The organism is Nitrincola tibetensis (genome assembly GCF_003284585.1).
GTDB classification, from domain to species: Bacteria; Pseudomonadota; Gammaproteobacteria; order Pseudomonadales; family Balneatricaceae; genus Nitrincola; species Nitrincola tibetensis.
This window is the reverse complement of sequence record NZ_QKRX01000001.1, coordinates 227,459-240,128: the sequence shown is the minus strand read 5'-3', so window position 1 is coordinate 240,128 and position 12,670 is coordinate 227,459. Positions and strand designations below refer to the sequence as shown.

11 protein-coding genes are annotated in these 12,670 nt (G+C 45.6%); 7 read left to right on the top strand and 4 right to left on the bottom strand.

The features are described 5' to 3' along the window. Window positions 1-5: 5 nt before the first annotated feature. Window positions 6-563: a hypothetical protein gene (locus tag DN062_RS01185; RefSeq protein ID WP_112156768.1), complete on the bottom strand. Its 558-nt coding sequence runs from the start codon at window positions 561-563 to the stop codon at window positions 6-8. A 1-nt stretch (window position 564) separates the two neighbouring features. After that, complete coding sequence (gene sbcB / locus DN062_RS01180) at window positions 565-2,013, bottom strand: exodeoxyribonuclease I (RefSeq protein ID WP_112156766.1); 1,449 nt, start codon at window positions 2,011-2,013, stop codon at window positions 565-567. 96 nt (window positions 2,014-2,109) lie between these two features. Here sbcB and DN062_RS01175 point away from each other — a divergent pair, with 96 nt between their 5' ends. The 3 genes from DN062_RS01175 to DN062_RS01165 all read left to right on the top strand — a co-directional run bounded on the left by DN062_RS01175 (window position 2,110) and on the right by DN062_RS01165 (window position 6,615). Next, a complete protein-coding gene (locus DN062_RS01175; protein ID WP_112156764.1) occupies window positions 2,110-2,538 on the top strand; it encodes a YchJ family protein in 429 nt (142 codons plus the stop codon). A 127-nt stretch (window positions 2,539-2,665) separates the two neighbouring features. Continuing rightward, window positions 2,666-3,814 (top strand): hypothetical protein, encoded by a 1,149-nt coding sequence (locus tag DN062_RS01170; protein ID WP_112156762.1) that lies wholly within the window; start codon window positions 2,666-2,668, stop codon window positions 3,812-3,814. Window positions 3,815-3,981: 167 nt separating this feature from the next. Then, a complete protein-coding gene (locus DN062_RS01165; RefSeq protein ID WP_112156760.1) occupies window positions 3,982-6,615 on the top strand; it encodes a DUF349 domain-containing protein in 2,634 nt (877 codons plus the stop codon). Between the two features lie 66 nt (window positions 6,616-6,681). Here DN062_RS01165 and phbB read toward each other — a convergent pair whose 3' ends face one another. Next, entirely contained in the window at window positions 6,682-7,431 is a 750-nt protein-coding gene (gene phbB, locus DN062_RS01160) for an acetoacetyl-CoA reductase (protein WP_112156758.1), read from the bottom strand. 294 nt (window positions 7,432-7,725) lie between these two features. Here phbB and DN062_RS01155 point away from each other — a divergent pair, with 294 nt between their 5' ends. Next, window positions 7,726-9,423, top strand: coding sequence for an L-lactate permease (locus DN062_RS01155; RefSeq protein WP_112156756.1), 1,698 nt, complete (start codon window positions 7,726-7,728; stop codon window positions 9,421-9,423). 48 nt (window positions 9,424-9,471) lie between these two features. On the opposite strand, the gene DN062_RS01150 is transcribed toward DN062_RS01155, so the two are convergent. Next, window positions 9,472-10,818 carry an MATE family efflux transporter gene (locus DN062_RS01150; RefSeq protein ID WP_239995646.1) on the bottom strand — a complete coding sequence of 449 codons (1,347 nt, stop codon included), beginning with the start codon at window positions 10,816-10,818 and terminating at the stop codon, window positions 9,472-9,474. A 123-nt stretch (window positions 10,819-10,941) separates the two neighbouring features. Between DN062_RS01150 and coaE the strand changes: the two genes are divergently transcribed. The 3 genes from coaE to galU are packed head-to-tail and all read left to right on the top strand — an operon-like array spanning window position 10,942 to window position 12,669. Further along, the gene (coaE, locus tag DN062_RS01145; protein ID WP_193483865.1) at window positions 10,942-11,586 is read left to right on the top strand and encodes a dephospho-CoA kinase; all 645 of its coding nucleotides are present in this window, start codon (window positions 10,942-10,944) and stop codon (window positions 11,584-11,586) included. Continuing rightward, window positions 11,567-11,776 carry a DNA gyrase inhibitor YacG gene (locus DN062_RS01140; protein WP_112156752.1) on the top strand — a complete coding sequence of 70 codons (210 nt, stop codon included), beginning with the start codon at window positions 11,567-11,569 and terminating at the stop codon, window positions 11,774-11,776. The genes coaE and DN062_RS01140 overlap by 20 nt, the downstream gene beginning before the upstream one ends. Before the next feature lie 20 nt (window positions 11,777-11,796). Beyond that, window positions 11,797-12,669: a UTP--glucose-1-phosphate uridylyltransferase GalU gene (galU, locus tag DN062_RS01135; RefSeq protein WP_112156750.1), complete on the top strand. Its 873-nt coding sequence runs from the start codon at window positions 11,797-11,799 to the stop codon at window positions 12,667-12,669. The last annotated feature ends 1 nt before the right edge of the window (window position 12,670 follow it).

Below are 12,670 nucleotides of genomic sequence, written 5' to 3'. Positions count from 1 at the left end.
GGACTTTAATCAAACAAACGATCGAAGTCTGGCGTAAACCCTTCTTCCAGCGCTTGAAATCGGCTAAGAGCATCAAGTTCCTCTTGTTCACTGTCTGTGGGTATTACAGGCGCTGAGGGTGTCGCAGAACTCTCATCATCACCAAAGGTTAAATCACCTTGAAAACCTAGTAATGGATCGCACTCCACCCCTTCAGGAACCAAGGCACAGGCTTGCTCATAAAGATCATCCTGTATTTCTTGGTAGACAAGATCCTCTCCCTCTAAGGAGATAACTGCCTCAACCTCATCCACTAAAATTTCATTAATTTCTTCAGGCTCTGAATACATAATAACTTGGACACTGGGAGCCTGCTCATCTTCAACATCATTGTATAACTCCGGCATAATTTCTGGATCAAATGCCCCCCAATCACGTCCCTCGAAGACATCCCGACCATGATGCGTCCCCACGGAAAAACCTTCTGGATACGTTACCTGATAAGGAATAGGCTGCGATTGCTGAGCAAAACATGGAACAGCAATCACAAGCATTACCCAGCCTGCTGACCCCCCTTTAAACACACTAAAACTCCATTGGATAAACAGATTCTATGTAAGCCGCCAAGTCTTCTAAAATACTCATTTCACGCTCTGATAACTCTGTTTCTGTCGCAATTCTATTCATTTCATCAAATGCTTGCGTCAAGGTTAAACACCCTTCATTTTCAGGCCCTAACAAGCGCTGACTTCGGTGTTCCTCCCAACGCTGCTGCTCATTAGAATCCAATGTGTAGGGGAAGTTTCGCGCTTTGTATCGTAGCAGCATCTCTTCTAAACGCGGGTCCTGAAAAGGTAACTGCAAACCGATCAATTCATCTGCACTGAACTGGCGGATTTTATCCATTAAATGACGATCGTGTGGACTGAAAAAACCACCTGAATACAGCATATGATCAGGATCTTTTTCTGGGACAAATGTATTGATCTCATAAAGCGCTTTGAGCTTAGGCTGAATCTGCGTGGCTTGACGCAAAATGGATAAATGACGACGACACACGGCCCCCTCTATGCCATAGCGCTGTGCTTCCTCTGCGTTCAACATTCCTGCCGGTGCCACAATAGGACACTTATTCAGGTGAACTAGCTTCAAACCGAGCACACGCTCCTCTGAGGTCTCTCTAGGTGCGTAAAGTAACCTATGCAGCTCATTAACATCTAAATCCAATAAAGGCGTCGGATCACAACGAAGATCCCAGGTAATCACCGCATTGGATTGAATAGGATGGTACGCCAAGGGGGCAACAATCGCTAAGTTTCCCAGAGTGACAGGGTACCTTGAAGATACATGAAGAAATGGCTTCATATTCGCAACATCTAGGCTCTTTTGCACTGTTTGCTTGGAGCGATTCTGGAAGACAAAATCAAACAAACGCGGCTGCTTCTCTTTTAACAACTTAGCCATGGCGATCGTTGCATAAACGTCTGATAAAGCATCATGCGCTTGATCATGGCCGATGCCATTTGCCTGAGTCAGGTCTTCTAAGCGCAAACTCGGTGAACCGTCGGCATAGGCTGGCCAAATAATACCATCCGGCCGCAAAGCCCTTGCTAGCCTCAAACTGTCAATAATGTCCCAGCGAGAGCAATTGTTTTGCCACTCGCGCGCATAGGGATCGAAAAAATTTCGATACAGCGTATTGCGGGTGACTTCGTCGTCAAAACGTATGCTATTGTACCCCAGCGCACAGGTTCCGGGGCGCGCCATTTCTGCATGAATACGCGAAATAAACTCTGCCTCACACAAGCCTTCTTCTAAGGTTCTTTGAGGTGTAATGCCCGTAATCAGGCAGGCCTTTGGGTGTGGAATATAGTCATCACAGATTTTTGCATAGAGCATGATAGGCTCTTCAATTATATTGAAATGCTCATCCGTGCGAATAGCAGCAAACTGCAAAGGCCTGTCTCGTTTAGGATCCACACCGCCCGTTTCGTAATCATGAAAGAGGAATGTTAGAGGTTCTGTTATAGCCATAACGTCTACTTAATTTGAATGCCCATAAGATGTATCTGGATTTATCGTCGTGTTAATCTGTGTAGATTACCAGTTAACCGACATAGGATCATCCTCATGATGCAAGATCAAAACAATACTGAACAAGCCTGTCCTTGCCAGTCGGGAAAACCCTTTATGATGTGCTGCGCACCCGCCATTAATGGCTATCGCCCTGCTAAAACGGCGGAGGCCTTAATGCGTTCGCGTTATACGGCCTTTAGCATTGGAGCGGTTGACTACTTAATTCACACCACCGCACCAGAAAAACGCCAGCCCGAAGATCAAGAAATTTTGAACGAGCAAACGCAAATCACTCTTTGGACAAAGCTTGAGATTATATCGACACAACTGGGTCAAATCGGAGACTCCGAGGGTATTGTTGAATTCAAAGCATCCTTCGAAACGCCCGAAGACTCAGGTACCCTTCATGAGACTTCACGCTTTCGCTTTGAAAACAACCAATGGTTCTATGTTGACGGTGAACTCAACCTCTTAATTGACTGACATTCTAAACGCCAACTCTTTTAAAAAAGCCGCTTTAGATTTCTGCAATCTGGCCGATACCTAATCAATGAATGAGGGCAGCCCCTTGAAATAAACACCCAAACCCAAAGAGGATGAGGAGCGGTTTATGCGTATTGAAGCCAGCCAGATAAATATGAACTCTGGCCATGCCAGTCAAACTCGCTATGAGCGCACCGAAACGCTCACCACTGAGCGCAGACAAACCAACGCCCAAGGGGAAGAGTCGACTCAACGTACCAGTCTCACTCGCTCCACTAACTTTACTAGCAAAGAGCTACTCACCTATTCGGATCTTCGCAAACGTTTTAGCGAAAGCCAACTGGAGCCCGATGAACGGCGCCTTGCCAGCCTTCAGAGTCAACCGATGGCAAATACAGCAAACACGACCAACACCTCAGCGGATGCCCCCTTTCGTCTAGAGCTGTCGTCTGATGATCGTGTTCGTCTTCTCCTTATTCAGCAGTTGATGCAATCTCTGACGGGGAAAGAATTTAAAATGCAACTCTTTGATGCTCGCTCTTTCAAGCTCGATCTAGAACTGCCATCTCAACCCTTACCGACAATCACGACACCTCAAGTAGAATCCTTTAGTTTTCAGTATCATCGCGAAGAAACCTTCTATCAAGCAGAAAATACCCATTTCAAGGCAACTGGCCTTGTAAAAACAGCAGATGGGCGCAGCATTGATATAAGCTTGCAACTCAATTTAAGCCGAGAATTAGTCCAGCACAATTCTTTTATGCTGCGCGTGGGACAAAATCTAACCGACCCCTTGGTGATCAACTTTAACGGAAACTCTGCTGAGTTAACTGAAACACGCTTTGAATTTGATTTAACACTGGATGGACACCCTAATTTAATTCCAAGTCTTGGGGCGAATAGCGCATTCTTAGCGCTTGATAAAAACAATGATGGTATCATCAACGATGGCAGCGAACTGTTTGGTGCTATCACGGGTGACGGATTTAATGAGTTAGCAGCCTATGACGATGATAATAATGGCTGGATAGACGAAAGCGATGCGGTCTTTCAGCATTTAAAACTATGGGTACACCCAGGAAACTCAGACTCACAGCAGTTAATGACTCTTTCTGAAGCGGGAATTGGTGCGATTTACTTAGGAAATGCCAAAACGCCTTTTTCACTCTTACAATCGGGCGATTCTAGCCTTTTAGGTATGATCCAATCCACGGGTATTTACTTATCAGAGGATGGCAGTGTCGGAACAATACAACATGTCGACTTGACGGTTTGAGCCCTAGAAGACACACTATCGCCTCGGAAAAGACCCTTGTATTAAACTTAATTTTGTTTGCATGGGCTTCAGGGCTTTTAATGCAGCACCTGCCACCGTTAGAATACCGTCCCTTTGCTTTAACTTTTTATGGACTGTCGGTATCCCCATACCGGCTGGGGTAATTGATGTTTTTAAATCTGTTTAGGCCCAAATGGCGACACTCTGATGCAACGATCAGATCACGTGCAGTCAATCAGCTCAACGCTCAAAATGCTGATGAATTTGAAACACTCGTCAATCTTGCACAGCAAGACCCCTCCGCTGAGGTAAGGAAATCGGCTATCTCCAAGATAGACAGCCTCTCTGTCTTTGCCAAACTCCTGTTATCCGAAACCGATACTGATGTCATGGCTTTACTGCTCACACGCTTGAGTCAGGCACTTGTTATGACGGGGCAAATTAAAGGCGCCAAATCTCAACTAACACCTGAGACGCACGAAATATTGGTCACACTTTTGCTTGAGAGCCAAGCGCCCGCTGTCCATGACACCTTATTCAAATATGTCGCTCACCAGTCTTCATTAGCGACACTCGCGCTAAAATCGCCTTTAGCATCGACTCGCCAGCAAGCAGCATCGGCACTGACGAATATTCCTGAACTTGAGGAAGTGAACAAACAGTCAAAAGGCCACGACAAAGTCGTCTTTAGAATCACAAAAGACGCTTTAAATGCTCATGCTGAAGCCCTAATGGCTGCGCAGGCTAAGCAGAACAAACAAAATGAATTGTTAAAAAGCTTCTCAAACCTTGTTGATGGGCAGGATAAGCTGCACTTCGTCACTCGTCTTAAATCCTTAACAGATGAGTGGTCAAATCTCAATTTAGATACCCAAAATGATGACTATCAGACCTTGGTATCCAAAGCAAATGCGTATTTGGCGACCCTCCAAGAGGAAGAAGCCGCCATACAAGAGAATAAACGTCAATCTGATCAATTAAGAGCCTCTTGCGAGGCGCATTTGAATGGACTCAATGTTCTAGTTTCAAGCTTGACGCAACAGATTCAATTGGAAGCCAACCCCTTATCTGAACTCAACACCCAGCAAAACGAGCTGAATAAAGTATTGAGAATTCTGACCTACAAGCAGGATATTCCTAAGCTCCTTGAGCTAGCTCAACAACAGCTTGATCTGCTTGCACGCTATCAACAGCATTCTCCTAATAACGACGAGTTATTCGCACTGCCAACAAGTGATATTGAGCAGGAAAAACAACTCAAACGCATTCAAAAAATCATTAAGCAGATTGCATGGCCATCCAATTTGCCTCTGCCACTGCTGCTTCAACAACTAGAACAAACGCAATCGACACTGAAGCAAGCCTTGGAACAAACACAGACAAAAAACAGCGAAGCGCTCGCACTTGCAAGTAAAAAGCTAGACCAGTTAACCGCTTTTATCAATGCAGGTGAAACGCTGAATGCTCAGAGTGTCATAGATGAACTGACTCCCTATTTGAATGATCAAGTCATATCTGCTCGCATTGAAAAGTCATTCAAATCAGAGATTGCAAGGCTCAATGAACTATTAGAATGGCAATCCTTTGCTACTCAGGCTAAGAAAGAGCAGCTTTGCCTACAGATGGAGGCTTTGGCAGAGAACGCTAGCCTAGAACCTTCTGTTTTGGCAGAAAGCATTAAAGAGCTTCAAAAAGAATGGAAGCAGCTAGATCAACAAGGGGCTCAACATTCACGCGAGCTTTGGCAACGTTTCCATCAGGCATCCCAAGAAGCCTACAAACCGTGTGATGAACACTTTAAGCGTTTAAGTCAGGAGCGTGCTTGGAATTTATCGCAACGAAAAGCAATCTGTGAATACCTTAGCGATTATTTCCAGCATTTAGACTGGACCGCCCCTGACTGGAAAGCCATAGACCAAATCGCACATACAGCAAAACAAGAATGGAAACGCTTCACACCGGTCGATCGATCTCCAGGTAAACTGGTTCAACAGCAATTCAATGAGCTCATTTCGCAGATTGATACCAAAATTAATGCTCAGAAAGAATCCTGTGCTGAGGCGAAAAAGAACCTGTTAGAGCAGGCAAGAGAACTTCTTGACTTAGAAGATAAACGTGAAGCAGCAGAACAAGTAAAACGCTTGCAACAACAATGGAAAACCGTTGGCACGACCTTTCATAGTCTAGAGCGACGCTTATGGCTTGAGTTGCGTGAAATCAGCGATGCTGTTTTCGCTCATTTAAAACAGACTCAGCGTCAAGACAATGAAAAAGCAAAACAGGTGGCCAATCAGCGCCAAAAACAGCATCAGCAACATTTGCAACTGCTCAAACACATGGCTGCTCTTTGTGAGAATACTGAGGTCCTCTACGCTGAGAGCACCCTAACCCCTGAACTATGCCTAGAAGCACTCAATACGCTTAAGAGCACATCACTCCCAGCTCCTGTGGTCGAAGGCTTTACAGGGAGGATTAAACGCGTTGAAGGCTTGCTAGAAAATCCTGATGCCTTAGACACTTTACTGACGAGCGCCCAAGAAGAAGCTCGACTCGTTTGTATTCGCTTAGAAATACTGAAGCAACAACCCTCACCTGAAGAGGATGAAACGCTTCGAATGGCTTATCAAATGCAACGCTTACAAGACTCATTAGATTCGGCATCTAGCCTTTCTCACGATGCAGACGTGACTGACTTAATCACTGAGTGGTCGTTTGTGAGCTTTTCATGGCAATTCAATGAGATTGAAGAAAGGTTCTATGAGTTGACTCAAGAACATTCTTTAACTGAAGCAAGTTATTAAACGTTTTGCTATATGAATGAAGCCCGGTAATACCGGGCTTCATTTTAACCATTCGACTAAGTCGAATTAGCTCATATGCAATCCGCCGTTAATCGACAAATCAGATCCAGTGATATAGCTAGAGCTCTCATCCGCAATAAATGCAATCGCTCGAGCAATTTCCTCAGGAGTACCGAAGCGACCCACTGGAATAGTTGAACAAATCTTTTGTTGAACCTCCTCTGCAATTTTAGCCACCATTGGCGTCATAATATAACCAGGAGATACTGTATTCACTGTGATGCCTTTCGCCGCAACTTCTTGTGCTAGGGCCTTAGTGAATCCGTGAATACCTGCTTTTGCAGCAGAGTAGTTACACTGACCAAACTGTCCTTTCTGGGCATTCACAGACGATATATTGATGATACGACCAAAACCTTTTTCGAGCATAGGATTGATCACAAGGCGAGTCATGTGGAACATACTGTCAAGATTTGCACTTAGTACCTCGTTCCACTGCTCCCAGCTCATCTTCTTGAACATACCGTCACGCGTAATACCAGCATTGTTTACTAAGACATCGACACTACCTCCGGTTAACTCTTTTACTGTCTCAATACAAGCAGCACAGGACTCAGCGTTGGTGACATCTCCGTAAGCAACGTCGATCTCGTATCCATCTTTACGTTGCTCTTCTTGCCACTCTTTTGCTTTGTCATGATTACCGCCGCTGTTGTATCCAGCAACAACACGAAAACCAGCATCAACCAGCGTTCTACAAATTGCTGTTCCAATGCCACCTGTACCACCAGTTACCAAAGCTACTCTTTTTGTCATATTTCACATCCCATTGTAAATTTTTGTCTTTTTGTATTACTCGATCAATAAGAACACGCTTAGTCAGATAATTAAAGGCGTATACCATCTTATTTGCTCTTCCTAAGCATAGTACCAGTCGATTTATTACTCTAGCGTGACTTTAGTGTTAACTGCAAAAGTTTTTATACATAAGTCGTAGATCAACGTTATTTGGTTGACTCCCCCTAAACATGCACCTACTCTAGCCAACTTAAACCGGAAAAATTGGTAATACCAATTTACAAAATAAACATTAATTAACGGGAATTAAGCATGAGTCAAACATGGCTTTCTCTCTTGGCCTTTGCCCCGCTGATAGTAGCGGCCATCCTTTTGGTCGGCTTGCATTGGCCCGCAAAGCGCGCAATGCCTGTTGTATTCTTAATGACAGCAGCGATTGCACTCACCGCTTGGGATATGACCCTGAATCGTGTCCTCGCCTCCACCCTTCAGGGACTCATCCTGACGGGATCGATTCTTTGGATTATTTTTGGAGCAATTTTACTCCTCAATACACTTAAGCACTCTGGAGCAATCACTGCCATTCGTGGCGGATTTTCCGATATCAGCCCAGATCGCAGAGTGCAAGTCATTATTGTTGCGTGGTTATTTGGTTGCTTTATTGAAGGCGCTTCTGGTTTTGGAACACCCGCAGCCGTTGCTGCTCCACTTTTAGTGGCTTTAGGTTTTCCAGCACTCGCTGCCGTTATGATCGGAATGATGATCCAATCAACACCTGTGTCTTTTGGTGCCGTTGGCACACCGATTGTTGTCGGCGTATCGGGTGGACTTGATAGAGCAAGCATTACCGAAACTCTGATTGCTCAAGGCTCAGATTGGGACACATTTTATCGACTGATCACCTCAGAAGTTGCCATCATTCATGCCGTCATTGGTATCTTGATGCCACTGTTCATGTGTATCATGCTGACCCGTTTCTTTGGCGAAAAACGCTCTTGGAAAGAAGGGCTAACAATTGCTCCCTTTGCTATTTTTGCAGGGCTTGCATTCGTGATTCCTTATGCTGCGGCTGGAATTTTCCTAGGCCCTGAGTTCCCGTCCATGATTGGTGCATTGGTTGGGCTTCTAATCGTTGTTCCAGCAGCGAAAGCAGGATTTTTGATTCCAAAACAAGGTTGGGACTTTGCAGAGGCGAAACACTGGCCCGTAAACTGGATGGGGAATATAGAAATTAAGCTCGATAGCTTAACGGCAAAGCGCCCAATGAACCTATGGTTGGCTTGGCTTCCCTATATTTTACTCGCAGCCTTGCTGGTTTTATCACGTGTAAATAGTGATGTGAAAGCTTTTTTTACTCAAAACCTAGTCTTAGGATGGTCTAATATTCTGGGAGAAGCAGGCGTTTCGGGAAGCATTCAATTTCTGTACTTACCCGGAGGCATCATGGTGCTCATCGTCCTTGCAACCGTCTTACTGCACAGGATGCGCTTGCCTGAGCTAGGTTCAGCGATCAGCGAATCATCAAAAACGCTGTTAGGCGCAGGATTTGTTTTGATTTTCACCATCCCAATGGTCCGGATTCTCATCAACTCGGGCGTGAATTTGGCGGACTTACCCTCAATGCCAAGAGCCATGGCCGAGTTCGTGGCCCACAGTGTCGGAGATGTATACCCCTTCTTCGCCGCCAGCGTAGGTGCATTGGGTGCCTTCATCGCAGGGTCAAATACGGTTTCGAACTTGATGATGGCTCAATTCCAATTTGATACAGCACACCTTATTGGTGTATCCAGTGCACTCCTGATCGCCGCACAAGCCGTCGGCGCTGCTGCAGGCAATATGATCGCGATACACAATATAGTCGCCGCATCGGCAACCGTAGGACTGCTTGGACGCGAAGGGCAAACCATTCGCATGACCATTATTCCAACGCTGTATTACTTAGTCATGGCGGGCATTCTCACCATGATGGCTATTCACGTTTTCAACGTAAGCGATCCTTTGTTGTCCTAAGTCATTAAGCCTATGACAACCCTATCAGCCAGTCTTAGATAGGGTTGTCTACACAGGCTGCATGAGTCTCTGTAAATGATGCCTCACCCAATACCACGCCAGCACAGCCGTCAGCACATTGGCTAAAACCAGCGCTGCAAACATCCCCTCTAGCCCACCAAAATAGTTTCCGAGCCACCCCAAAGGCAAATACAACAGGAATAAGCGAATCAAGCTAATCCAAAGCGCCTTAAGGGGTTGATGCAAAGCATTAAACGTCGATGCGCTAAGAAAGGTTGTCGCCTGAAAACCAAAGCCAACGGGAACAATCAAAATCCAGATTTTGATCCAATAGGCCACATCTGGATCTGATGTAAACCAATTCGAAACAGGCTCGGCTATGATGATGAAGAGCAAGTACAGACCTAACTGCCAACACAATGCAAATCGAATCACACTCGAATAGGCTTTTTTAACACGAGCAATCTGGCCAGCGCCGTAATTTTGAGAAATCAGTGGCGGTAAGGTCATAGACAGTGCCAAACACACCAGCAAAGACAAAGATTCTAAACGATTACCCACGCCAAAGGCTGCCACGGCTGCCGCACCATGACTGGCAACTAAGGCCGTCAGCACACCATTTGCTACAGGTGTCGTTATATTGGATAACGCGGCTGGAATACTGATTGAGAGCACCTCCCCCCAATGTCGGAACATGACACTAATCGAGTCCATAGGACTCCACTTGAGTTGGCGGCGCTGAAGTAAAATACTGATAACAATTACCGTAGTCATCGCCCAAGCCAAAACACTGGCTAACGCAGCTCCTTTAATACCAAGCCCCGGAATCGGACCTAGGCCAAAGATCAAAATAGGATCTAATATCAAATTCAGTGCAGACGCAATCAGCATCACCATCGCTGAGCGGCGTGTGTCCCCTCTCGCTCGAAAGATACTGTTGCAGACCATGTTCATCACCATGAAAACAGAGCCCGCGAACCAAATCTGCATGTAATCATGAATCAGTGGCCGCAAAGCTTCATCAGCCCCCATTAACACAAAAACAGGATCAATCGCCCACTGCCCCAAAATGCCAACAAACATCATCAGGATAAAGGTCATTAATAGTGTATCGGTCGCCATTGCCGCAGCCGTATCGGTCTCGCCACGGCCAATTCGTCGCGCTAGCGTCGCGGACATACCTATGCCAAGACCTATCGCCAAGCTGACAATCGCAAACGAAACTGGAAAGGTGAACGCAAGAGCTGCCATTTCTTGAGTGCCCAACAAGCCTACAAACCAGATGTCCACCAAGTTAAAGAGCATTAAACTGACAATACCAAACATCATTGGTACGGTCATTTGTACTAATACAGGACGCAGTGGGCCTTTTAATAGATCAGGTGTATTACTCATGAGCGGCCATTAAACCCAAAAGAACAAAATTCTACCACTGAACCCTTAGGATATGCATGCAGTGATGATACTCAGGAAAAATTGAGGTAATATTGGCTTAGTGTGTAAAATGAAAGGAATATCATGAACTGGGTTGTAGGACTTACTGGTGGCATTGGAAGTGGAAAAACCGCAGCAGCCGACTATTTGGAAACGCTCGGAGTTTCAGTTATTGATGCCGATAAAGTTGCTCGGCTCGTGGTTGCGCCAGGTTCGTTTGCGCTTGCTCAAATTGCAGCGCATTTCGGCGAAAACTCAGTAGACAAAGATGGACATCTAAACAGACGCTACCTAAGAAGTGTAATCTTTGATCACCCTCAAGAAAAAGACTGGCTTGAAGCGTTATTACACCCGTTGATTCGCAGCCAGATTTTAACGGATCTTCAAGCCCCTAGCTCATCGCCCTATGTTGTTTTAGTGTCTCCCCTTTTGCTTGAAACCGATCAATGGACACTCGTCGACAAGGTTGTCGTCATTGACGTTCCAGAAGCACTCCAACTTGAGCGCAGTTCTTCACGCGATCAGGCAACAATTGAGTCCATCCAAAAAATCATGGAACAACAATTGAGCCGCACAGATCGCCTCAGTCGTGCCGACTTTGTAATCGATAACCGCCAGACATTAACCGAACTTCATCAACAGTTGGCAGACCTTCATAGCACCTTACAGCAACTTTCATTATCAAAGACTATACAAAAAATTTCTAGAGATGCCTGTGAAACAGATTAAATGCCCGCAATGCGAAACGCCAACCCTATATGATGTCAGTAATCCTTGGCGTCCCTTTTGCAGTGAACGCTGCAAGCTCATTGACCTAGGAGAATGGGCAAGTGAGGGCTATCAAATTCCGCTATCTCCAGAGCCTGATCTCTGGAGCGATGAATTAACAGACGATGGATCATCCAAACGACCACATTAAACAATTAAGGATATAAGCAGATGTTAAGTAAAGTTGTGATTCCAGTGGCAGGTTTAGGAACACGTGTACTGCCAGCCAGCAAAGCCATTCCAAAAGAAATGCTGACGGTTGTGGATAAACCCGTTATCCAGCATGTGGTCGAAGAAGCTATTGCTGCCGGATTCAAAGAGATTGTCTTAGTCACTCGCAGCGGTAAAAATGCGATTGAAGATCACTTTGATCATCACTATGAACTTGAAGCGGAGCTAGAACGGAAGCAAAAAGTGGAGCTGCTCAATAGCGTCCGCCATATTTTACCTGCCGACGTTTCAGTCATCAGTGTCCGTCAACCCAAAGCACTGGGTTTAGGTCATGCTGTATTGTGCGCGGCCAGCGTTATAGGCAGCGATGATTTTGCTGTGATGCTCCCAGATATGTTGATTGATAACAGTCAAACAACGGGTGACATGACCTCAATGGTAGCCGCTTACGAAGGGTCTGGACTTGGTCAAATCATGGTAGAAGCGGTTCCGGTAGAACAGGTTGAGCGCTATGGCATTGTTGACTGCGCAGGTGTGAGCATCCAACCCGGCGAATCAACCAATATCATCGGCATGATCGAAAAACCCAAGGCTGCTGAAGCTCCATCTAATCTCGCTATTGTAGGCCGTTACATACTGCCTGCACGTGTGATGGAAATTTTACAGCACACGACACCCGGTGCTGGTGGTGAAATTCAATTAACCGATGCATTAGAATCCTTGTTGAAAGAATCGAAGCTTCAGGCCTACTCCATGCGCGGCAACCTATATGACTGCGGCAATAAAGCAGGATTAATACAGGCCAATATTGCGTTTGGACTTCAACACCCAGAAACCAAAGATGCGGTGCAATCCTTCCTGAAGTCTCTCTAAA

What these genes read in the sequence shown, in the direction of transcription:
- DN062_RS01150 (WP_239995646.1), bottom strand. Translation starts at nt 10,818, where the DNA reads ATGAGTAATACACCTGATCTATTAAAAGGCCCACTGCGTCCTGTATTA.
- sbcB (WP_112156766.1), bottom strand. Translation starts at nt 2,013, where the DNA reads ATGGCTATAACAGAACCTCTAACATTCCTCTTTCATGATTACGAAACG.
- DN062_RS01140 (WP_112156752.1), top strand. Translation starts at nt 11,567, where the DNA reads ATGCCTGTGAAACAGATTAAATGCCCGCAATGCGAAACGCCAACCCTA.
- coaE (WP_193483865.1), top strand. Translation starts at nt 10,942, where the DNA reads ATGAACTGGGTTGTAGGACTTACTGGTGGCATTGGAAGTGGAAAAACC.
- DN062_RS01170 (WP_112156762.1), top strand. Translation starts at nt 2,666, where the DNA reads ATGCGTATTGAAGCCAGCCAGATAAATATGAACTCTGGCCATGCCAGT.
- DN062_RS01155 (WP_112156756.1), top strand. Translation starts at nt 7,726, where the DNA reads ATGAGTCAAACATGGCTTTCTCTCTTGGCCTTTGCCCCGCTGATAGTA.
- phbB (WP_112156758.1), bottom strand. Translation starts at nt 7,431, where the DNA reads ATGACAAAAAGAGTAGCTTTGGTAACTGGTGGTACAGGTGGCATTGGA.
- DN062_RS01175 (WP_112156764.1), top strand. Translation starts at nt 2,110, where the DNA reads ATGATGCAAGATCAAAACAATACTGAACAAGCCTGTCCTTGCCAGTCG.
- galU (WP_112156750.1), top strand. Translation starts at nt 11,797, where the DNA reads ATGTTAAGTAAAGTTGTGATTCCAGTGGCAGGTTTAGGAACACGTGTA.
- DN062_RS01165 (WP_112156760.1), top strand. Translation starts at nt 3,982, where the DNA reads ATGTTTTTAAATCTGTTTAGGCCCAAATGGCGACACTCTGATGCAACG.